Genomic DNA, 23150 nt, shown 5'->3' with positions numbered 1-23150 from the left:
AGATTGAGATGTAAAGGACAAACAATAATCTAACTTATTCATTTAATAGCACTCATTACCTCAAATGCGAGTATCAAACATGTTAATTTTCTAGATATTTCATTAATAATTCGTAACATTATATATTTGACCCATGGAATATTTAAGGCGTACATTAATATTCGCTTTATAACTTAATTAAATAAAATTAAGTTTAATCAATATTTCATTTAACGAGGTAATATATGAAAAAAATTGCTAGCGCTTTACTTATCACTTTATTGGCAAGTTCTTATGCAATGGCTGCAACAGAAATCTCAGCAAATGAAGCAAAAGAGAAAAATCTAATTCTTGTTGATACTGTAAACCATACTGATAGAACAGTTACTCAATGCGCTGAATTGGTATCAAAAGAAGCTGATAGTAAAGGCGCTAAGTTTTATGTAATCAAAGAGGTTATACCTATTGGTAAAGGCAGTGATGTTTCAATAAAAGCTGATATATATAAATAACATTTTATTTTATTAACAGTTGTCAATTATGAAGCCTTGGCGCTTTATTACTAAGGCTTATTTATTAAAATAATAACAGTATATAGATATAATTTAATTGATAAAATAAATATTAACTTTTAATATTAACAACATCATCTATTATCATTTCATTTTTAAATCCCATCCATTACTCTATACAAATAAAGAACGTAATCCCACGATATATAAATATATTTTTATATATTAAGAACTATACTAGATTAAGTGAGTTTATATATTAAAATCTTTTCGAGAAATGAAAGCCATCAATGATTAATTGATGGCATGTTAGAATAACATTTGATGTTATAACTCTGCTTTTTTAGTCAATCTATAGCGAAGATTAATTTTTAATAACTCAATTGACCACATCCAAAGTAATGCACCTATAATTTCTGAAAAAAACATATTTGTTAAATACATTTAATACGTTATTTATAAAATAACGTATTAAAGTTCAGAGAAGATACTAATTAACTATCAATCGGCCATGTAATGGCTGAATAGGTCTATTATTTGAATATTCCAGTGCTTTTTCAAATTGAATAATTTGATCCTTCGATGCCGTTATACTGTGTTTCATCACAAGCCATACTACACCTTCAGTGCAAGGTGGTGTCGTTAAGAGATGTAATTTCCAGATGTCGTGACCGTGTCGTCAGTCCGTATTTGATCCATTATTTCCGTACGACTTCTCAAGCGAATCGCGGAGAACAAGTTACAGCAAATACACTAACAACAAACTTTAAAAAAGCGCGAAATAAAACTGATATTGATTGGGGAGAAGGAACACCAGCTTCTTTTCATGAGCAGCGCTCTTTGTCTGAAAGGCTATATAGAGATCAAGGTATTAATACTAAAGATTTACTTGGCCATAAATCGCAAAAAATGACCGATAAATATAATGATGACCGAGGTAAAGATTGGTTGCTAGTTAAGCTTTAGAATGTAAGTGATAGCATCTTTCATCCAAATCATCGATTAACGCAAAAGCATCATCTATCTCTCTGATATTCAAGATGACGTTATGATACCTGTATTCCTCTCTCTTAAATTGAGCGAAAAAAATAGGATTATTAATTGTGCTTTTTATCGTATCAAGAGCAACCATAGTGACCTCTTTGCAGTATGGTTCTCTTCTAACTATCTCTGCTAATTTAAACAAATAAGGTTTATATTTACTCCATTCCCCATCTAAGTTTTGCACATCAATCGTGTACTCATCGATCGGGGAAATTGAATATTTATATTTTTCTTTTGTCGGGTATAAGTCTTCTAATGGTTGGTACGTCAATTCATATGAATTGAGTTTAAGTTGCATTTGAAAATATTTAATATCTCTGCCTCGAAGTGCCCCCATAATCAACCGTATTCTTTCTTCTGGCATTCGCAAACCGAAATAAATAGCTTTTACAGCTCTGAAATCATAATGCTGCTTACCCTCTTTTGGCGTAATAATTCTGATTTCTTGCTCATATTCCCATCTCTTGGATTTTTGACTTGTTAGTTTTTTAATAACTTCATTTTGTGCATCTAAAGCAAACATGTCGTCAAAACTTATTATCGGTGGTTTATTTTGGTATATGACATCAAAAATAGAATATTGACTATCTTCAAATTCGCGCAATTTATTTAAATCATATTCAATACAAAAACCTGTATGGCTATTAGCATAATGCGCCCATAACAATTCATCAGTAAAACTTTTACTCAAAGAGTAAATTCCTGACTTATCTTTAATAGCAATTAAATCTCTAAATGCCCCCTTTAATGATTCAAGTGAAACTAAAGAAGTTTGTTCTATGTTGCCAATTACATGATTTAAAAAATCGAATTGCTCAAAAACTTGATCTGTTAGTACTAGACCTTCACATGGATCGTTTAACTTATCATAATTAGGAGACCAAAAATAATCCTGCTCTAATGAAGATAAGTCCCTTGAAAACACCTCATCATCTCCACCTCTATACTTGAATACTCTCATACTAATTTTCCTTAGGACGATGTCATCAAGATATAAATTATCTGTAGCTAACGTGGGCTATTTTGATAATTCGTTTTGATAACTTTTTGATAACCGTTTCAAATGTGACAATAAAAAACGGGAACTATTAAGCTCCCGTTATCAATCTTACAATGTAATTAATTACATGTGTTTGATGATTGCATCACCGAATTCGCTACATTTCAGGAGTTTAGCGCCGTCTAATTGACGTTCGAAGTCATAAGTTACTGTCTTAGCTTCGATTGCACCTTCCATACCTTTAATGATTAGGTCAGCAGCTTCAACCCAACCCATGTGGCGTAGCATCATTTCAGCAGAAAGAATAATTGAACCTGGGTTCACTTTATCCTGACCAGCATACTTAGGAGCTGTACCATGCGTTGCTTCAAACAGCGCACACTCTGAACCAATGTTTGCGCCTGGTGCGATACCGATACCACCAACTTGTGCCGCAAGTGCATCAGAAATATAGTCGCCGTTCAGGTTCATACATGCGATAACATCATACTCAGCTGGACGCAGCAGAATTTGTTGTAAGAATGCATCAGCGATGACATCTTTAACAATAATATCTTTGCCAGTTTTTGGATTCTTGATTTTAACCCATGGACCGCCATCAATCAGCTCACCACCGAACTCTTCTTGAGCCAGTTGGTAACCCCAATCTTTAAAGGCACCCTCGGTAAATTTCATGATATTGCCTTTGTGAACCAGTGTTACTGAATCACGACCATTATCAATTGCATACTCAATTGCCGCACGAACTAAACGTTTTGTTCCTTCTTCTGAACAAGGCTTAATACCGATACCACAGTCTTGTGGAAAACGGATTTTAGTAACGCCCATCTCATTTTTCAGGAAGTTGATCACTTTATCTGCTTCTGCACTACCCGCTTTCCACTCAATACCAGCATAGATATCTTCAGAGTTTTCACGGAAAATAACCATGTCAGTTAGTTCAGGTTGTTTAACTGGGCTTGGTGTGCCTTTGTAGTAACGAACTGGACGCAGACAGATGTATAGATCAAGTTGTTGACGCAGTGCAACGTTCAAAGAACGAATACCGCCACCAACTGGTGTAGTCAGAGGGCCTTTAATTGAAACACGGTAATCACGGATTAAATCGAGGGTTTCTTCAGGTAACCAAACATCTTTACCATATACTTGAGTAGATTTTTCGCCGGTATAGATTTCCATCCAGGAAATTTTGCGCTCGCCGTTGTAGGCTTTTTTAACTGCTGCATCAACCACTTTCAGCATTGCTGGTGTAACATCAACGCCAATACCATCACCTTCGATGAAGGGAATAATTGGGTTGTTTGGAACATTAAGCTTGCCTTTAGTATCGATGGTAATTTTAGCGCCTTCCGCCGGAACTACTACTTTGCTTTCCATTAACCTCTCCTTTCACTTGCGCGTTTGCTTGTTAATTTTTTGTAAGAGACCCGTCAATACTACTTGAATCTTTCCCTGACGCCAATGATTAGTCTCTTAACGTTTTATACTGATCGCATTAAAGGTGCTAGAACACTATTACCCCCGCCCATTAACTTTAAACAATCCCTGTTAAATCATAAAGTTATTTGTCGGCATGCCTTACAAAGGCATAGCTAGAACCAGTACAACTTCAATATTTTCATTGTTTAATGAATAATCAATTAAAAAGAATATGTTTATATTCTATATGAAAATACATTTTGAAAAATGCGCCTTGCTCACATAAATTATACAAATGATTAATTTATATTCATAAGTAGATGTGAATTAAACTAATCATTCTAATGATATCGAATTTAATGTACTTAATGATTTTAAAGTTTTTAATTATTGACATTGAAACTGAACGAGTAAAATGATTCTTTTAACGAAATTACAGAATTAACTTTGACTTAAGCAATATCAAAATAAATATTAATTGTTAATTTTACATCTAGTATAATTAAGTTAATATAAATAAATATTCCGTCTATTTAATTTTAAGAAAGTTAATGCTGCTATTTTATTTTAAATAAGCATTGTTAATTCCGATAAATATACCCTATTTTCTATGATAACTCGCGACTACTAATATTTTTGTCAACTGACTCGTTAAATTTCTAGATCAATAATACTGATGAAGAAAACCCTATTTCCTCCTTATGTCATTTAAGAGCAAAATCAACTACACTGATGTTTAATTTCCGAGCAACTCCCCCTGTTAATGATTTCGAATGAGTGCACATGATCAAACCTAAGCGTACAACAAAAACACAAACGAATAAAAAAACACCACAACAAAGCAAAACGAATGCAAAATTTGGCGCTAACCATTCACGTTCTTCGTTATCACCAAAAGCCAAACCACAAGGCCCTCGCAAGGTGATCTTATTTAATAAGCCTTATGATGTTTTGCCTCAATTTACTGACGAACAAGGTCGCGATACCTTAAAGAAATATATTCCTATCGTTGATGTTTATGCTGCTGGTCGATTAGATAGAGATAGTGAAGGTCTACTGATCCTTACAAATGATGGCAAGCTTCAAGCTCGTTTAACTCAACCACAAAAAAATACCAATAAAATCTATTATGCTCAGGTTGAGGGTATTCCCGATAACGCGGCTCTTGAGAAATTTCGGCTCGGCTTAACCCTTAATGATGGCCCTACCCGCCCAGCATGCATCGAACTTGTTACTGAGCCTGACTGGTTATGGGCAAGAACACCACCGATTCGTGAACGTCAAAGTATTCCCACCAGCTGGCTTAAAATTACGCTCAATGAAGGAAGAAACCGTCAAGTTCGACGAATGACGGCAAATATAGGTTTCCCCACTTTACGATTAATTCGTTATCAGGTTGGCGAATATACGCTTGAAAATTTGGCACTTGGTGAATGGAAGGAGATAGCTCTTGTTTAAACCTCATATTACTGTAGCAACAATTGTCCATGCACAAGATAAGTTTCTCGTTGTTGAAGAATGGGTAAACAATAAACCAACTTGGAATCAACCAGCTGGACATTTAGAAGCAGATGAAACGCTATTAGCTGCCGCTGAACGTGAATTATTAGAAGAAACCGGCATTAACGGAAAGCCTCAGAAATTAATCAAAATTCATCAATGGGTAGCACCTGATGGCACGCCGTTTATACGTTTTTTATTTTCTTTAGAATTAACAGAACAATGTGAAACACAGCCTCAAGACAGTGATATTTCCTGCTGTCATTGGGTCAGTGCGCAAGATATTTTAACCAGTGATTGTTTACGCTCGCCCCTAGTCGCTCAAAGTATCGATTGTTTTCTCGACGGAAATTCATACCCGCTCGATATACTCGGTGCATTTGGTGAGCATTACCGCTAATAAAGCTGAATTTAAGTCACCAAATGGTATTGGTGACTTTTTGAACTAAGAATATTCCCCGCTAACGCTGGTGTAACAAGGGTACAACATGGTAAAGTATGGGGCTTAATTTTTCCGTAGTGAGAATATCCCATGTCAGATAACAGCCAGAAAAAAGTCATTGTCGGTATGTCCGGTGGTGTTGACTCCTCCGTTTCAGCTTATTTGCTCCAGCAGCAAGGGTATCAGGTTGTTGGTCTGTTCATGAAAAACTGGGAAGAGGATGATGACGAAGCGTATTGTTCAGCGGCAACTGATCTTGCTGATGCGCAAGCAGTTTGCGATAAGTTAGGGATTGAACTTCTTACTATCAATTTCGCAGCAGAATATTGGGATAATGTCTTTGAACACTTTTTATCCGAATATAAAGCAGGTCGTACCCCAAACCCTGATATTCTTTGCAACAAAGAAATTAAATTCAAAGCATTTCTTGAATTCGCAGCCGAAGATCTCGGTGCGGATTATATCGCAACAGGCCATTATGTCCGTCGCCGTGATGTTAATGGCAAAAGCCAACTTCTCCGAGGATTAGATGGTAATAAAGACCAAAGTTATTTTCTTTATACTCTGAGTTCTGATCAAATAAGTAAAAGCCTGTTCCCTGTTGGGGAATTAGAGAAACCAGAAGTTCGACGTATCGCCGAAGAAATTGACTTAGTCACCGCGAGGAAAAAAGACTCAACAGGCATTTGCTTTATTGGTGAGCGTAAATTCCGTGACTTCCTTGGTCGCTATTTACCTGCCAAACCAGGCCCTATAGTGACTGTTGATGGCGAAATTATTGGTCAACATGAAGGTTTGATGTATCACACCCTTGGGCAGCGTAAGGGCTTAGGTATTGGTGGGACAAAAGAAGGTTCCGAAGACCCTTGGTATGTCGTTGATAAAAACGTCGAAACTAACCAACTGATCGTCGCACAAGGGCATGAACACCCTCGTCTTATGTCAACAGGCCTTATTGCACAACAATTGGACTGGGTTGATAGGCAACCATTAACTCAAACATTACGTTGTGTGGTCAAAACACGTTATCGTCAAGCGGATATCCCTTGCACTGTTACACCTGTTGATGAAAATAAGATCGAAGTGATATTTGATTACCCTGTTGCTGCTGTTACTCCGGGTCAATCAGCCGTGTTTTATCTCAATGAAGTTTGCCTTGGTGGCGGTGTTATTGAATCCCGTATTCAGGAGTAATTGTGGCTAAAAATTATTACGATATTACCCTTGCTCTCGCGGGTATCTGCCAAGCAAGTCATATGGTACAAAAGCTTGCCCAAGAAGGTGTTTCCAATGACTATGAGTCTGAAATTATGGTCAATAGTTTGATTAATATGAACCCTTCATCAACGCTAGATGTGTATGGTAATGATGCCGCAAACCTGAAAACAGGTCTAGGTGCACTATTAGGCATGTTATCTGGTGGTAATAACGGTAGCGGTTTATCTGCTGAAATGACACGTTATATGTTGAGCATCATGGTGCTAGAGCGTCGCTTGAATAAAGATCAGCAAGCAATGGGGCAACTTGGTCAACGCATTGAGCAATTTGAGCGCCAAGCAAGTTATTTCGAGCCTATGTCTGAAGGCGTATTCAATGCCCTAGCTGGGATTTATGTCGATGTCGTCAGCCCTCTTGGCCCACGAATTCAGGTTACTGGCTCCCCTGAAATACTAAAAAATTCACTGGTACAAGCCAAAATTAGAACCTTCTTGCTCAGTGGTATTCGTAGTGCCGTTCTTTGGCAGCAAGTAGGCGGAAGCCGTATGCAGTTAATGTTTTCTCGAAGCCGTCTGAGTAATCAGGCGAAAGATATTCTGTCTCACCTTTAAAAAATCTGGAGTTGCTACCAATGGAATTATCCTCACTGACCGCTGTATCACCGATTGACGGCCGTTACGGTGATAAAGTCAGCGCACTACGCACTATTTTTAGTGAGTTTGGCTTACTGAAATTTCGCGTACAGGTTGAAGTTCGCTGGCTACAAAAACTGGCGGCAACAGCCCAAATCAAAGAAGTTCCATCATTTGATGCTGACGCAAACGCTTACCTTGATGAAATTGTCACCACTTTCTGCGAAAAAGATGCAATGCGCATTAAAGAAATTGAGCGCACAACCAATCATGATGTAAAAGCGGTTGAATATTTCCTAAAAGAAAAAGTGGCACAAATTCCAGCACTGCATGCAGTTTCTGAATTTATTCACTTCGCTTGTACCTCTGAAGATATAAATAATTTATCGCATGCATTAATGTTGAAAACGGCAAGGGAAGAAATTTTACTGCCACAATGGCGTCAATTGATTGATAAAATCAAAGCAATGGCACATGAATACCGTCTGCTGCCGTTACTTTCTCGTACTCACGGGCAGCCCGCGACTCCGTCAACTCTTGGTAAAGAATTTGCGAATGTTGCCTACCGCATGGAACGTCAATATCGCCAATTAGAGCAAATTGAAATCTTAGGTAAAATCAATGGTGCTGTGGGTAACTATAACGCCCACATCGCAGCTTATCCTGAAGTTAATTGGCATGAATTCAGTGAGTCTTTCGTAACCTCACTCGGAGTGACTTGGAACCCGTTCACCACGCAAATCGAACCGCATGATTATATCGCTGAGCTGTTCGATTGTGTTGCACGTTTTAATACCATCTTGTTGGATTTTGACCGTGATATCTGGGGCTATGTTGCACTGAATCATTTCAAACAAAAAACCATTGCCGGTGAGATTGGCTCTTCGACTATGCCACACAAAGTTAACCCAATTGACTTCGAAAACTCAGAAGGTAACTTAGGGTTAGCAAATGCAGTGTTAAACCATTTAGCAAGCAAACTGCCTGTTTCTCGCTGGCAGCGTGACCTGACTGACTCAACCGTATTACGCAATCTAGGTGTTGGTCTTGGTTATTCTCTGATTGCTTATCAGTCGACGCTTAAAGGTTTAAATAAATTACAAGTGAACGAGCAACATCTGTTGGATGAATTAGATCACAATTGGGAAGTTCTGGCTGAGCCAATTCAAACTGTTATGCGCCGTTATGCCATCGAAAAACCATACGAAAAACTCAAAGAATTAACTCGTGGTAAGCGCGTTACTGCGGAAGGAATGAAACAGTTTATCGATGGACTTGAGTTACCTGAAGATGAAAAAACACGCCTAAAAGCGATGACACCAGCGAATTACATTGGTTACGCTGTCACTTTTATTGATGACCTAAAATAATCATTCATTTTATTAAACAAGCGGCTCATTGGAGCCGTTTGTTTATTTAACAATCAAATAAACATCTCGACCCAGCAATAATTCTAATTACAATTAAATTACCCTTTCCCCAGTACTTGTGCGCCATAAGGCAATTTTCGTGACATGTCACACTCTTCATATATTCATTAATTTTCGAATTTTTATCACACTCACTACGCAGTGTTATTCCAAATAAATCAATTTATAAATTCATGAAATTAATTCTAATTAGAACTAAACTTCCCTCATCCTCGCATTTATGGGCCATAAGGCAATTTTCGTGACATGTCACACTGATGATTTTCACTCATTTTTTACTTTTAGTTGGACTACAATACTCGTTTAGTTTCTATGAGTTATCTCAGTAATATGTCTGGCTTCTTACTCAAAATCATTGGAATTGTCGCTAAATAGTTGGCTAATTAGCACTAAAGTACATAAATAATTACACTGCCTTAGCCGATACACGTCACGCTCTATTGTCAGTGACTCGCACTATGAGCACTAATTTCTAGTGTTTGTTTGCCTTAGGTTTACTTAACGACTTGTTGTAAAATGCTTATCTTTTTACCATAGCGACTCTAGTGCTAGTATTACATAGTACAACCATCTCTTTTTTATGTGAGGTTTCAGATGCGTATTCTTATCGTCGAAGACAATGCTCTTCTTCGCCACCACTTAACTGTTCAACTCAAAGAACTTGGTCATCAAGTTGATTCAGCCGAAGACGCTAAAGAAGCTGACTATTTTTTGCGTGAGAGCTGCCCTGACATTGCAATGGTTGACCTTGGCTTACCCGATGAAGATGGCCTATCAATGATCAAACGCTGGCGTAGTGCTCAAGTCAATATCCCTATTTTGGTATTAACTGCACGCGAAAGCTGGCAAGAAAAAGTTCAAGCATTGAATAGTGGCGCAGATGATTATGTGACTAAACCTTTTCATCTTGAAGAGCTTGTTGCTCGCATGCAGGCACTAATGCGCCGAAACAGTGGCCTTGCCTCTCAAGTTTTAGAATTAGATGGCTTTATTATTGATTTATCGAGAAAAGAATTTTCCGTTAATGGTGAACCTATTAAGTTAACTGCGTTTGAGTACACCATTATTGAAACCTTATTACGAAATAACGGTAAAGTCGTCAGTAAAGATTCATTAATGCGTCAGTTATACCCTGATGCAGAGCTACGTGAAAGTCATACTATTGATGTATTGATGGGACGGTTACGTAAAAAAATACAACAATTTCATGCTACTGATGTGATAGTCACTGTCCGTGGACAAGGTTATCGCTTTGATGTGAACGGCTAATATGCAGCTAAAAAAATTTAAATTTAAGCCACTATCACTTAGGGCTCGCTTTTTATGTGCCACCTCTGCCGTTATTCTTGTGCTTACGCTCTCATATGGCATTGTCGCTATATTGGGTTATTTAATTAGCTTTGATAAAACGACATATATTTTACTTCGTAGTCAAAGTAATCTGATTTATAGTTTAGTTCAGTGGCAAAATAATAAAATTGATATTCGCGTTCCCCCTAATTTCATTCTAAATAATCCTGCTCTTATAATCATTTATAATGATAATGGACAAGTTCTCTGGCGCCAGAGAGAAGTCCCGGCAGTCGAAAACCTAATCCAACGAGATTGGTTGAAAAAAGAGGGGTTGTATGAAATGGATACCGATATAGGTGAAACACGGCAACTTCTACAACATAATCCCGAGTACAACAGTAAACTCGACGATATGAAAAATGATGATGAGCCTCTAACGCATTCTGTATCGGTGAATCAATATGGTAAGTCAGAAAATCTCCCCCCATTAACCATTGTTGTTGTTGATACTTTGCCTCAGGATCTTCAAAAAACAGGATTGGTTTGGGAATGGTTTGGCTATGTTCTTCTGGCGAACCTTATTTTAGTTATTCCTTTGCTTTGGCTCGCAGCCCATTGGAGCCTACGACCGATAAAATCGCTAGTATCACAAATCAGTAACCTTGAAAAAGGTGAGCGTGAAATGATGGATGAAAACCCACCATCAGAATTGCGAGGATTAGTGCGTAATTTGAATAACTTATTAACTAATGAACGTAAACGCTACACGAAATATCGCACAACACTCTCTGACTTAACGCACAGTTTAAAAACACCTCTCGCCGTTTTACAGTCTACTTTGCGCTCGCTTCGCACAGGCAAACAGATAAATATCGAACAAGCTGAACCCATCATGCTTGAACAAATAGGCCGTATTTCTCAACAGGTTGGCTACTATTTACATCGTGCTTCAGCACAAGGCGATAAAAACCTGATGTTACGAGAAATATCATCAGTACCTCTACTCGTTGATAGCCTTGCGAATGCCTTACATAAAGTTTATCAAAACAAGGGAGTATCCATTACTGTCGATATATCACCGGAAATAACATGGTTGGGTCAGCCTAATGATTTTATGGAAGTGATGGGTAACATCATGGAGAATGCTTGTAAGTACTGCCTTGAATTTGTTGAGGTTACTGTATCAGTTGAACATAATAGTTTAACCATTATTGTTGATGATGACGGCCCTGGTGTACCCGAAAGCAAACGTAACCTTATTTTTGTGCGCGGACAACGAATCGATACCTTAAGGCCAGGCCAAGGACTTGGACTGTCTATTGCCCTCGAAATTATAGACCAATATGATGGCGCGATTAGCATCAATGATAGCCCATTAGGTGGCGCGCAAGTTAGAGTTACATTCAAACGTCAAGGTATTAGTGAAGATAATTAATCTGTGATCATAGATCCTGTTTAGCACTCATTCTGGCTTCAATTTCAGGTATACTGTCAATAGATATGTTAACTCAGGACAATAAGATGGATTATAAACTGAATCTTGACTGGCAGAGCTTTCTGGATAGTCATTGGCAGAAACGCCCTTTACTGATTAAAAATGGTTTTACGCGTTTTATTGATCCTATCTCGGCAGATGAACTCGCGGGACTAGCGATGGAAGATGAGGTTGATAGCCGTCTTGTCAGCCATAAAGAAGGGCTTTGGCAAGTTGCCCATGGTCCTTTTGAAAGCTATGACCATTTAGGTGAAGAAAATTGGTCAGTATTAGTACAAGCAGTCGATCACTGGCATCTTGCAAGCGCAGCGTTGATGAAACCTTTTAAAGTATTGTCTGAATGGCGTATGGATGATTTGATGATCTCCTATTCAGTACCGGGCGGCGGTGTAGGACCACATCTCGATCAGTATGATGTTTTCATTATTCAAGGTGAAGGCCGTAGGCACTGGCGTGTAGGCGAAAAAGTACCGATGAAGCAGCACTGTCCACACCCTGACCTTCTACAAGTCGAACCTTTCGATGCGATTATTGATGAAGAAATGGAACCGGGTGATATTCTGTATATTCCGCCTGGATTCCCGCATGAAGGCTATGCGATTGAGCCATCGTTGAACTACTCGGTTGGATTTCGAGCACCTAATACGCGTGAACTGATGAGTAGCTTTGCTGACTACTTGATTTCTAATGAGTTAGGTAGTTATCGCTACAGCGATCCCGACCTTTCATTTAGGGATAACCCCGCTGAGATTTTACAGGGCGAACAAATTAAATTGCGTGAGATGATGGAGTCACTCATCAATGACCCGCAAATTTTCCGCAAATGGCTTGGTGAGTTTATTTCTCAATCTCGCCATGAATTAGATCTCGCACCACCAGAGCCGCCTTATGAGCAAGATGAAGTCTATGCCTTGCTTAAAACGCAACAGGAAACGCTATATAAACTTAATGGCCTTAGAGCACTTCGAGTTGGTAATCAATTCTTCGTTAATGGTGAGTGTTTAGAAACGACCTGCTATGAAGCTGCTGATAGCCTTTGTCGCTATGATTCAGTCAATGTCGAAAACCTCGGCGATGCCATCGATGATGTTAATTTTATCGCGCTACTCACAGCGTTAGTTAATAGCGGTTACTGGTATTTTAACGATTAATTCGTTGATGAGTGAATGCTTCAATTACATTTAAGCTGAGTGGGGTCATCTACCTAGCTCAGCTTTTTATTGAGCGATCAATTTAATCAGAACATTAATTTAGGACAAGTGTAAACAAAGACCATATCTAAGCTTCAACATCCATCGCATAACAACTATAACCAATATCTTTATCGGTACGCCATACCCAAGCAACACCTTGCTTTTCTCAGGGATTTAAACGATATGCCTCGCTCCAAAAATGGAGATTCAACTTACGGCAACACAATGAAAAGAGAACAACCTAACATATACATTTTACAGATAAAAACCCCTATCACGGATAAGCGATAGGGATTAATCAATTAGCAGTGAATAATACATAAGACGAACAATATTATTTTTTTGCATAAATGGCTGTTAACTCAGCAATTCGCATAATAACACTGACGGCTTGTTCCATCCCTTCCTGTGTAATGAATTCATGTTTACTGTGAAAATTATACCCTCCCGTAAAGATATTTGGGCAAGGTAAACCTCGGTAAGATAGTTGTGCGCCATCGGTACCACCACGAATAGGTTTCACTATCGGCTCAATACCACAATCTTTCATCGCTTGCTGAGCTATCTCGATGACATGTGGGTGCTTCATCACTTCTTTATGCATGTTGTAATAACTATCATCGATGGTTAATTCAATATAACAACTTGGGTGAAGGTCCTGCCCGATTTTCTCAGCTATTCGAATTATGTTCTTCTTGCGAGCTTCAAATTTCCCAGTATCAAAATCACGGATGATGTAGTTCATTTCCGCTTTTTCTACGGTTCCCTTCATTGAATTTAGATGATAAAAACCTTCATAACCATCTGTTTGTTCAGGCGTTTCAGATTTTGGTATTTCAGCATGAATTCGATTTGCCAATGTTAACGCATTAACCATTACACCTTTCGCTGTACCGGGATGCATATTGTTGCCAACGATTTTAATGGCTACATTTGCTGCATTGAAGTTTTCGTACTCTAATTCGCCAACACCTCCACCATCAACCGTATAAGCCCAACGAGCATCAAACACTTTTAAATCGATATATTTTGCTCCGAGACCAATTTCTTCGTCGGGTGTAAAAGCTATACAAATTTTACCATGTGGTGTGTTACTTGCTTTTAGTCGTACTAATGCCGTAATGATTTCAGCGATGCCCGCTTTATCATCAGCACCTAACAACGTTTTGCCATCTGTCATGATCAGTGTTTTGCCAATCATCTCATGCAGTATTGGAAACATCACCGGCGATAGCACTTCATCACCAATACCTAATGCAATATCACCACCTCGATAGTTTTCTAATATCTGAGGGCAAACATGCTTACCTGAAAAATCCGGTGAAGTATCTAAGTGTGAGATGAAACCAATGGCAGGAATATCCCAGTCAACATTCGCTGGAAGGTAGGCCGTGACACAACCTTGTTCAGAAAGCACGACATTTTCAAATCCAAACACTTTCAATTCGTTTACCAACGCACGGGCTAATTTTAGTTGCCCCGTGCTACTCGGTACTGTTTTTGCATTTGGTTTTGACTGTGTATCAAATGCAGTGTATTCAAAAAACCGTTCTAAGAGTCTGTCCATACTTTATCTCCCCTAATTTCAATTGTTCTATTATGGGAAGTAATGGGCAAACAATTCTTGTTTCAAATCAGCTTTCGCGTTAATCATTGAGGATTTTAGGAAAATATATCTATCAGCATTTAAAATTGAAACGTTGTTAACTACATTTGATCACTTTGATTTACTATCACACATAAAATAATTCGAGCCATGCAGTCTACCTCCCCCCTTAAAATTTAATATTATTGTAATATAGTTATGCTTTCATATTTATCAATATCCATTGATATTTCTTTTCATATCTTATCACTAGGTTAGTTTAAATTTCATCAGACAATAAACCTCACCACACAACCATTCAATTAAAATAATTATTAATGAAAAGTTGTCATATGAAAATCACATTAAACCTCAAGCCATTCATCATATTGAATAAAAAGGAAAACCAATCTCACTCTCAAGAAAATAAATTATAAAAACAAAAAATAAGTGAATAATTATCTGATCCTATTGATACATGGGAAATATATGTCATGATACATAACCTTTAAATTAACAAATAATTTAAAACAAAAACAAACAGGGATTAGAGGATGGATCATCAATCTGATACATCAAAGCCTTGCATAATATTTATTTGTGAAATATTTTCGCCCCCCAAGAGAGTAAATTAATTACGGTTTTAATTGCGACTTACAATAATACCTAAATGTAAAAAAAACTCAGATTCTTATAAGCGGCTGTGAAGATAAAATTATTATTAAGCATCAATAATCTAATTTAGTAGCCTTACCAATTGGAGAATTTAAATAAATGAGAGTAAACAGCACCACTGAATTACCTGCATTGCAGCAAAATAACAACCACGGCAATTCAGATGCACTAAAGGGAAACTTAGCGTCTCAAGTAAAGGGGATCAAAAACATGACTAATAATCCCCAAACCATGCCACCCATGAAACAGAACAAAAAAAGCAAGCATCAACAACCCTCTGTATGGGATAAATTTGCTAGTTCCCAAGAAAATATTGATTCATTTAAATATGAACTCAAAAATTCCGGAAGGCCATTAGTTCACTTTCCTCCATCCGCAAGAGGGGATATGAATGCCTATAAATATGTTGGTTTCCTAGATGAGAGTACTCGCCCACTCACGATATTTGAATATTATAGATGTAAAAAATCGTCCGATCAGAAGGCTCATTTTAATGATAATCTTCCCACTATAATAGATCATGTTAATTCAATGGGAAATAAATTCCAGGAGGGCCGTGATTATATTATCTGTAATGACTTAGAGATGGAAAAACTGCAAAAAGGAGTGAGTAATAAAAAACACTACCAGTATTACGATAGCATTATTTCTGTTCCCAGTATAAGAAAGGCAGTACATGAACAATTTCGTCGTGACATCAATTCTAATTCAAAAATCAAGAGCTATTTTGAAAGTAAATCAATACCTTGTAGTGGTGTAGAGAATTTCACTCGGGAAAATAGGCTTATTATGGTTAATATAAACAAAAGAAAACCAGAGTCTAATTGGGATCCTCGGCAGTATCGTCACACGACACCGGAAGTTGCTCACATGCAAAATTTGGTAGATTGTATTTATGATGCAAAAAAGGCGGCTCACAAAACCATAAAAGAAGATCAATTTGATATCTGTTTTTCAGGAAGTGAATTAACTAAAACAGAGCAGAATTTATGGAAAGAATATGCCTCAGAAAAGGGTGTTAATGTTCACTTTTTTAATGACCTAGTAAAAGAAGGTTTTGACCGAATTGAACAAAGGGAAGTTTTATTTGCACTATCCGATCAATATAAAAGCACAATCTATCTAGGCCACCAATCAGGTGTCAATGAAGATGCTCCGATATTACCTAGAACGAATGTATACAGCCTGAGTGAATATTTAGGACAAGGTCAGGTCGGGTTTCTCCGCCTTGAAAGAAGGACACAGTTCGATATTGTGAAACAAGGGCCATTTGGCACACCTATACATGCAAGTACTATGGGGAACTTTTATGGCCTTCGCAATGGTGAATTTCTAACAACGGAAGGAATTCTGGCGGCGGTTCAACTCAAAATTGACCTATATACGCAAAAACACCAACCATTGGATAAACTATGGAATAACCTGATTAGTAAGCATGCTTTAGAGGCTGAAAATAAAAACTCGAAAATTCCAAATGAACATGCTGTTAATGAATTGCTTAGTCTGATTTTAAACGATGTGGAAAATAAAGAGATTAATGCCAAAGATATAAATGCTTATCGAGGAGCAATTAATATCATTGTACAACGTATGAAAGGAGAGGCTCCGAACCTCAGCGAAAAAGCCAAAGAATATTTTACTAACGTGATGAAGCAAGAGCTATCTCCTCATGATAGCCACGAGCCTTTGACACGACATGAGCATAAGCTTGAAGCACAAAATGCGGGTATAGCGCGCTACGACCGCCTCCTCCAAGGGGAGAGAATTGGAGCCTCGGAGCAGCCGAATGATGACTATTTTGATTGGCTTTATCACGACCAGTCGCTATAAATAACCGCGACGAAAGGTTCTACCATCAGTTTAGTAAGGCTTTTAAGTACGTTACAAAAGTCTTGTCACTGAGAGCACTATCTAACTATACCGTACAGGATACCATCGCAGTTATTACCTTAATATAATTGCGATTAGGGAAATGCTCACAGGACTATAACTGGGAATACCCTCATAGCGCTCACAACGGTAAACTGCCGATGGAGCGCTGCTTCGAACTTGCAGGGCAAATGCCCTACTCCTCTGTTGAAGTTCATAGACAAGAACAATTACAATCTTGAGATTGAGCGAAGTAAATTGAAATGATGCCTATACATCACACTTTTTATTCCCACGTTGCGGACAACGTCATTTATTTTCCTTTATATCCGCACTCCACTGACCTTTTTTAACGTCAATAGATTCTGGTATTAAGCGTATTTTAGCAAATATGTTTGCAATATTTTGTTGCTCTGCAAATGCTGCATCGGTCATTCTAATAAAACCATAATTAGAACGTTGCAATGCTTTTAACCAAATTGCTTTATCTAATCCTGTTGATGCTGATAATATACCCGCAGTCTCGGCTTTATTCGCATTTCCCCATTCGCTTTGTTGTTTCAATTGCTCAATAATGATTTCAGCATATTGAGGTGTTTTCTCGGCAAAATCACGACTTGCCAGAAAAAACGTGTAATGAGGAACTAAATTTTCACCATTCACTATTTCACGAACTGGCAAATTAGTTTGGACTTCAGCTAAGAAGGGGTCCCAAATTGCCCATGCATCAACGACACCTTTTTCAAATGCAGCTCTAGCATCAGATGGTGGCAAATATACGGGTGTTATCTCATTGTAATTCAACCCAGCGCGCTGCAACGCTGCTACCAGCAAGTAGTTAACATCTGACCCTTTGTTCAGCGCCACTCGCTTTCCTTTCAAATCACTGACGGACTTAATTGATGATTTATCATGAACGACAAGAGCTTCTGTCCGTGGATTAGCCGGAGAGTGACCTAAGTAAACAAAATCAGCTTGAGCTGCCTGTGCAAATATTGGTGGCGCATCCCCAGTGGCTGCCAGAGCGATACTGCCCACATTTAATCCTTCGAGCATTTGTGGGCCTGCTGCAAATTCAATCCAGCGAATATTCACATTATGTTTTTTAAATTCAGGCTCCAGTACTCCTTTAAATTTTAATAATGCAAATATATTCCCTTTTTGAAATCCTATATTAATTGTTTTTGATTCTGAAAATGAAACCGTGGAATAAATAGCCATAAACAAAAACGTAACGAATAAAGTAATTTTTTTCATAATTAAACTCCTGATATCATCAATGATATCGAAATATCAATATTGGTTTTTCATTATGCAATATTGATTAATGAATGAGGCGCACAAATAAATATATTGATTAAATCAATATGGAATTTATATTCGTCATACTTTAAGTTACTAGTAACTGTATGCGTAAATAACGCCAGCCACAACGTTATTGATAATCCTTGTTCTGTACACATGAAAATAACGTGGTTTAGTCTCTAAATACAACTTGAATTATTCTGGATATATAACCGGCTTCAATTAACTAGCACTAGTCTGTTTTGGGCGAATATCATTACCAATCGTTTCACCAAATGGTCCTGTATTAAGCCCTGATGTTGGTAATGCCAATCCTTTTTGTTCACTGAATAATGGCATAACTAGTTCAGCAAATCGATGCGCTTCATCCAAATGTGGATAGCCAGAGAAAATAAATTTAGTGATACCTAATGCCTGATACTCTTGTATGCGATCAACTATTTGTTGAGGATCTCCCACTAATGCAGTACCCGCTCCACCACGTACTAGACCGATTCCAGCCCATAAGTTTGGTGCAATAAAAAGATTATCTTTTGAGCCTTGATGTAAAGCTTGCATCCGTGCTTGCCCTGTTGAATCCATGCGGGCAAAAATACTTTGGGCTTGTGCAATAGTTTCATCATCAAGATGTGATATAAGTTTATTAGCAGCATCAATCGCTTCCTCTTCGGTCTCGCGCACAATAACGTGTAGGCGGATACCAAATTCTAATTTATTACCTTTAAGTTCGGCCTGTTTTTGGACATTATTAATTTTTTCAGCGACTTCTTTAAGCGGTTCTCCCCATGTCAAATAGGTATCAATGTGTTCAGCTGCAATAGTTAAGGCTTCGGATGATGAGCCACCAAAATAGAGTGGTGGCCCCGATGGCTGAATGGGTGGAAAGAGTAGCTTTGCATTTTCAACATGAATATGTTCACCTTGATAATCAACTTCTTCACCACGAATTAATTTTTTATAAACTGCCAGAAACTCCTTTGTGACTTTGTATCTCTCACTATGATCTAAGAAAATGCCATCCCCTTTGTTTTCGAGTGGATCTCCCCCCGTCACCACGTTTACTAATAGACGACCATCAGATAACCTATCTAGTGTTGAAGCCATTCTTGCGGCTAATGTCGGTGGTTGAAGTCCGGGTCTCACTGCGACTAAAAAACGTAACTGTTTTGTCACTGAAATAAGTGCTGCCGCCGTCAGCCAAGAATCTTCACAGCTTTTTCCTGTTGGGATCAGCACGCCGTGAAAGCCCAAGCTATCTGCCGCGATAGCTATCTGCTGTAAATAAGCTAAAGTAACTGCTCGCCCTCCTTTTTGTGTCCCTAAATAGCGGCCTTCCCCATGGGTCGGTAGAAACCAAAATAACTGTAAATCTTGTTGAGCTGTCATGATGACTATTCCTCTGTAACTTCAGTAGTTAATTAACTCAATTATGCATATTTCCGCTCTAATTCAGTCAACGCAGCTAATACTTGCGACTCTATTTCAATTAACTGTGTATTGGTTAATACTCTGGGGTAGTTTTCATCGATTTGAATATCGAGATATAGCCCCCCTTCTTTTAGCATCAGTACGCGTTCAGAAGTGAATACCGCCTCATGGACATCATGGGTTACCAATACCACTGTAAATTGATATTGTTGCCAAAGTTTGATAATTAATTGCTGCATTTCAAGCCGAGTCAATGCATCTAAGGCTCCTAAAGGTTCATCAAGTAAAAGTAAACGAGGTCGATGAATTAAGGCTCTAGCTAAAGCGACTCGCTGTTTTTGTCCTCCAGATAAAGTCGTGGGCCATTCATTCGCCTTTTCAATTAAGCCAACCGCTTTCAGCGCCTCTAATGCTCCAGCACGCCATTGCCCTTTTAGTCCAAGCCCTACGTTTTGAATGACAGTTTTCCATGGTAATAGCCTAGGTTCTTGAAACATCATTCTCGTCGTACTTTGAAAATGGGACAACGAGAGGGTTTCTGCGGTAATTTCTCCTGATGTCGGTAAATCTAAATCTGCGAGTAATCGTAACAAGGTGCTTTTGCCACAGCCACTGTGCCCAACGATAGTGACAAACTGCCCAGCCGGAATAGTGAAACTAAGTGAGCTTAATATTTCATTAAAACCAAATCGTTTGGTCACTTTATTAAGCTGGACAGCAATACCTTTACTTGTGGTTAAATTGTGTGTTTGTTCAGTCATACTGTGACCTCTTTTTTTTGCCAAGCAGGATGCCAACGCAGTAATACTAATTCTAATAAATAGGTCGGCCAGTCGGCTGTCTTACCCAATAAGGCATAAACAATAATAGTGAATACGACAATATCGGTTCGAAGGAATTCGCGGGCATTCATCGCAAGATAGCCAATTCCTGCATTTGCCGAGATAGTCTCAGCAACAATTAATGTCAGCCACATCAGACCTAAAGAGAAACGAACGCCCACTAATATTGACGGTAGCGCGCCAGGAAAAATGACATGATGAAATAGACTGTAACCCTGTAATCCATAACTTCTCGCCATTTCAATTAGCCCACGGTCAAGATGTTTAATACCATGTAATGTATTGAGATAAATAGGGAAAAAAGTTCCTAAGGCAACGAGGAAAACTTTTGCACGTTCATCAATCCCAAACCAAAGGATCACTAAGGGAATTAAAGCGAGATGTGGCACATTACGGATCATCTGTATTGAGCTATCTAGCAATGTTTCACCCAACCGTGATAGCCCTGTTATCAGTCCTAGAATTAAACCTATCGAGCCACCAATAATAAAACCAACCGAAGCACGTAGTGTACTAATCGCCATATTCGTCCATAGTTCACCACTTTTTATTAATCCCCATCCGGCACTAATAACTTGTAATGGCTCAGGCAATATTCGATTTGAAAGCCAACCGCTACTAACAGAAAGTTGCCAAATAATTAATAACACTATTGGTAGCATCCAACTTAAAATTATATTTTTTTGGTAACTCATATTAACTACCTCAGCTCCATAATTGATTGTGCATTAACGTGGAAAACCAAATTTGGATAGTGTTTTTTATTTCTATTCATTGATTGATAAAAAATCTGTAAATTATTATTTAATCGTTCAATAATTTGATCGGAAATAATATATTTATTAGCCTGCTTTGAATGTTTAAGGTCATTATCACTGGCATAAACTCCACTCATTATTTCTTCAGCCTTTAATGCTGCAAGTAGTGGTTTAAAAGCATAATCCAGTGCTAATTGATGGCTATCAGTTCCCCCTGTCATTATGGGTAATACTGGTTTAGACATAAATGACCTTTGAGGTAATAAATCAAGAACTGCTTTAAGTATGCCAGCATAAGATGATTGATATACAGGTGATGCGATAATAATGCCATCGGCCTCCTTTATTTTTTGAATAAAATCTTGAATTTGTGAATGCTTATATTCTGCGTTAAGCAGCACATTTGCATCGAAGTCACGCACGCTCACTCGCTGAGTAACTGCGCTATATTTATTAAACCAACGCTGAGCATAATCAAGTAATGTCGATGAGCGTGATTGCGTCATTGGGCTACCTGAAATAATTAAAATATTCAAATTAATCTCGCCATTAAGAATTAACTGGTATTAATCATTATCGAGTTATTGAATCAGAAAGAAATAATAATTTATTCTTAACTAGCATTTATTTAGTATAAGAAAATTTATCTATAAACCATAACCTCCTACAAATCCCTTATACCAAATGCACTTATCGTGAAGTCATCTTAAGAAAGTAAATGTATTAACTTAAAATAGCGAGGTGAAATAAAATCATTATCAAAAATAAAATGCCTTTAATAAATTAAATTCATCTTCAGTTAATCAATTGTTTTATTTTTAATTTACTACAATCTTTAATACCCTTCTACGCATATAAACCTAAATGATTTAAAATATCTATTTGTCTGCTATATTTTTATCGGATATTTCGCCGTTGAAGCGAGTTAGGCTAATCAGCAACATACCATTGGCAATATGAGCGGTATAGCATCAACTACCAATTAATTATTCCTATTAGTCCTGTATGATGCTTTCGATAAAAATCAGAAATCTACTGTGATGCTATTTAGTTTGTGGAATCGATTAATTTTTGTGACACATTCAACCCAACTGAAGATAACGAGAAAATAAATGACCAAAAGATTTTTAGTTTATGGTGTTAGCAAAGGGTTAGGAAAAGCATTGATTGAAGGAGTCCCGACCGCTCAAGATACTATTTATGGCGTTTCCCGTTCTGCGCCTATATTTGACAGTAATAATTTCCATTGGATCCAAGCTGACTTATCCGATCCAAATTCTACAAAAATAGTCAAGAATACTATCGCCGACACTCCTATTGATTGCTTAATTTATAATGTGGGTATTTGGGAAAAAACAGCCTTCACTGATGAATATCAGTTTGAAACAACTGATGATGCAGAAGTTTTAAATATGGTTCAAACCAACATTAGCGCCTGTATATTACATCTCAAAACTATGCTACCTAATTTGCGTTTAGGTGAGAATAGTAAAATCATTTTGATTGGTTCGACTTGGGGACTAGATAACCA

Annotated in this window: 20 protein-coding genes and 2 pseudogenes; 13 read left to right on the top strand and 9 right to left on the bottom strand. The window is 37.8% G+C overall.

The features are described 5' to 3' along the window. The first annotated feature begins 224 nt into the window (after positions 1 to 224). Positions 225 to 491: a YdgH/BhsA/McbA-like domain containing protein gene (locus OOA_RS04105; protein ID WP_008910863.1), complete on the top strand. Its 267-nt coding sequence runs from the start codon at positions 225 to 227 to the stop codon at positions 489 to 491. Between the two features lie 490 nt (positions 492 to 981). Here OOA_RS04105 and OOA_RS19955 read toward each other — a convergent pair whose 3' ends face one another. Beyond that, positions 982 to 1095 (bottom strand): carbonate dehydratase, encoded by a 114-nt coding sequence (locus OOA_RS19955; protein ID WP_008910862.1) that lies wholly within the window; start codon positions 1093 to 1095, stop codon positions 982 to 984. Between the two features lie 35 nt (positions 1096 to 1130). Here OOA_RS19955 and OOA_RS04100 point away from each other — a divergent pair. Then, positions 1131 to 1457 (top strand): annotated as a pseudogene (locus OOA_RS04100) (tyrosine-type recombinase/integrase); the annotation flags it as partial. On the opposite strand, the gene OOA_RS04095 reads toward OOA_RS04100, so the two are convergent. Both OOA_RS04095 and icd read right to left on the bottom strand, forming a co-directional pair. After that, positions 1447 to 2496 (bottom strand): DUF2971 domain-containing protein, encoded by a 1050-nt coding sequence (locus tag OOA_RS04095; RefSeq protein WP_008910860.1) that lies wholly within the window; start codon positions 2494 to 2496, stop codon positions 1447 to 1449. The pseudogene OOA_RS04100 and the gene OOA_RS04095 overlap by 11 nt on opposite strands. A gap of 162 nt (positions 2497 to 2658) precedes the next feature. Beyond that, positions 2659 to 3912 carry an NADP-dependent isocitrate dehydrogenase gene (gene icd / locus OOA_RS04090; protein ID WP_008910859.1) on the bottom strand — a complete coding sequence of 418 codons (1254 nt, stop codon included), beginning with the start codon at positions 3910 to 3912 and terminating at the stop codon, positions 2659 to 2661. Positions 3913 to 4737: 825 nt separating this feature from the next. Here icd and rluE point away from each other — a divergent pair. The 8 genes from rluE to OOA_RS04050 all read left to right on the top strand — a co-directional run bounded on the left by rluE (position 4738) and on the right by OOA_RS04050 (position 13115). Continuing rightward, positions 4738 to 5412, top strand: coding sequence for a 23S rRNA pseudouridine(2457) synthase RluE (gene rluE, locus OOA_RS04085; RefSeq protein WP_008910858.1), 675 nt, complete (start codon positions 4738 to 4740; stop codon positions 5410 to 5412). After that, positions 5405 to 5854, top strand: coding sequence for an NUDIX hydrolase (locus OOA_RS04080; RefSeq protein WP_008910857.1), 450 nt, complete (start codon positions 5405 to 5407; stop codon positions 5852 to 5854). The genes rluE and OOA_RS04080 overlap by 8 nt, the downstream gene beginning before the upstream one ends. Positions 5855 to 5986: 132 nt before the next feature. Continuing rightward, positions 5987 to 7090 carry a tRNA 2-thiouridine(34) synthase MnmA gene (gene mnmA / locus OOA_RS04075; RefSeq protein ID WP_008910856.1) on the top strand — a complete coding sequence of 368 codons (1104 nt, stop codon included), beginning with the start codon at positions 5987 to 5989 and terminating at the stop codon, positions 7088 to 7090. 2 nt (positions 7091 to 7092) lie between these two features. Beyond that, positions 7093 to 7725, top strand: coding sequence for a high frequency lysogenization protein HflD (gene hflD, locus OOA_RS04070; RefSeq protein WP_008910855.1), 633 nt, complete (start codon positions 7093 to 7095; stop codon positions 7723 to 7725). A gap of 20 nt (positions 7726 to 7745) precedes the next feature. Beyond that, positions 7746 to 9116 (top strand): adenylosuccinate lyase, encoded by a 1371-nt coding sequence (purB, locus tag OOA_RS04065; protein WP_008910854.1) that lies wholly within the window; start codon positions 7746 to 7748, stop codon positions 9114 to 9116. 654 nt (positions 9117 to 9770) lie between these two features. Then, positions 9771 to 10445 carry a two-component system response regulator PhoP gene (gene phoP / locus OOA_RS04060; protein ID WP_008910853.1) on the top strand — a complete coding sequence of 225 codons (675 nt, stop codon included), beginning with the start codon at positions 9771 to 9773 and terminating at the stop codon, positions 10443 to 10445. A gap of 1 nt (position 10446) precedes the next feature. Continuing rightward, positions 10447 to 11904, top strand: coding sequence for a two-component system sensor histidine kinase PhoQ (gene phoQ, locus OOA_RS04055; protein WP_008910852.1), 1458 nt, complete (start codon positions 10447 to 10449; stop codon positions 11902 to 11904). 86 nt (positions 11905 to 11990) lie between these two features. Then, positions 11991 to 13115 carry a ribosomal protein uL16 3-hydroxylase gene (locus tag OOA_RS04050; RefSeq protein ID WP_008910851.1) on the top strand — a complete coding sequence of 375 codons (1125 nt, stop codon included), beginning with the start codon at positions 11991 to 11993 and terminating at the stop codon, positions 13113 to 13115. A 376-nt stretch (positions 13116 to 13491) separates the two neighbouring features. On the opposite strand, the gene pepT is transcribed toward OOA_RS04050, so the two are convergent. Next, positions 13492 to 14724, bottom strand: coding sequence for a peptidase T (pepT, locus tag OOA_RS04045; RefSeq protein ID WP_008910850.1), 1233 nt, complete (start codon positions 14722 to 14724; stop codon positions 13492 to 13494). Positions 14725 to 15516: 792 nt separating this feature from the next. Here pepT and OOA_RS04040 point away from each other — a divergent pair. Beyond that, positions 15517 to 17247, top strand: coding sequence for a hypothetical protein (locus OOA_RS04040; protein ID WP_008910849.1), 1731 nt, complete (start codon positions 15517 to 15519; stop codon positions 17245 to 17247). A 155-nt stretch (positions 17248 to 17402) separates the two neighbouring features. Next, a pseudogene (locus OOA_RS20435) lies at positions 17403 to 17553 on the top strand (IS481 family transposase); the annotation flags it as partial. Between the two features lie 42 nt (positions 17554 to 17595). Here OOA_RS20435 and OOA_RS04035 read toward each other — a convergent pair. The 5 genes from OOA_RS04035 to ssuE all read right to left on the bottom strand — a co-directional run bounded on the left by OOA_RS04035 (position 17596) and on the right by ssuE (position 22155). Beyond that, positions 17596 to 18543 carry a sulfonate ABC transporter substrate-binding protein gene (locus OOA_RS04035; protein ID WP_008910848.1) on the bottom strand — a complete coding sequence of 316 codons (948 nt, stop codon included), beginning with the start codon at positions 18541 to 18543 and terminating at the stop codon, positions 17596 to 17598. Between the two features lie 270 nt (positions 18544 to 18813). Next, positions 18814 to 19977 (bottom strand): FMNH2-dependent alkanesulfonate monooxygenase, encoded by a 1164-nt coding sequence (ssuD, locus tag OOA_RS04030; protein WP_008910847.1) that lies wholly within the window; start codon positions 19975 to 19977, stop codon positions 18814 to 18816. A 41-nt stretch (positions 19978 to 20018) separates the two neighbouring features. Then, positions 20019 to 20780, bottom strand: coding sequence for an ATP-binding cassette domain-containing protein (locus tag OOA_RS04025; RefSeq protein ID WP_008910846.1), 762 nt, complete (start codon positions 20778 to 20780; stop codon positions 20019 to 20021). After that, a complete protein-coding gene (ssuC, locus tag OOA_RS04020) occupies positions 20777 to 21556 on the bottom strand; it encodes an aliphatic sulfonate ABC transporter permease SsuC (protein WP_008910845.1) in 780 nt (259 codons plus the stop codon). The genes OOA_RS04025 and ssuC overlap by 4 nt, the downstream gene beginning before the upstream one ends. 5 nt (positions 21557 to 21561) lie before the next feature. Then, positions 21562 to 22155 carry an NADPH-dependent FMN reductase gene (gene ssuE / locus OOA_RS04015; protein WP_008910844.1) on the bottom strand — a complete coding sequence of 198 codons (594 nt, stop codon included), beginning with the start codon at positions 22153 to 22155 and terminating at the stop codon, positions 21562 to 21564. Positions 22156 to 22731: 576 nt separating this feature from the next. On the opposite strand from ssuE, the gene OOA_RS04010 reads away from it, so the two are divergent. Next, a partial coding sequence (locus OOA_RS04010) for an SDR family NAD(P)-dependent oxidoreductase (RefSeq protein WP_008910843.1) occupies positions 22732 to 23150 on the top strand: 419 nt, incomplete at its 3' end.

The sequence above is a fragment of the Providencia burhodogranariea DSM 19968 genome (assembly GCF_000314855.2).
Classification (GTDB): Bacteria; Pseudomonadota; Gammaproteobacteria; order Enterobacterales; family Enterobacteriaceae; genus Providencia; species Providencia burhodogranariea.
Note: the sequence above shows the minus strand (reverse complement) of the source record. Positions and strands in the feature narration are given on the sequence as shown.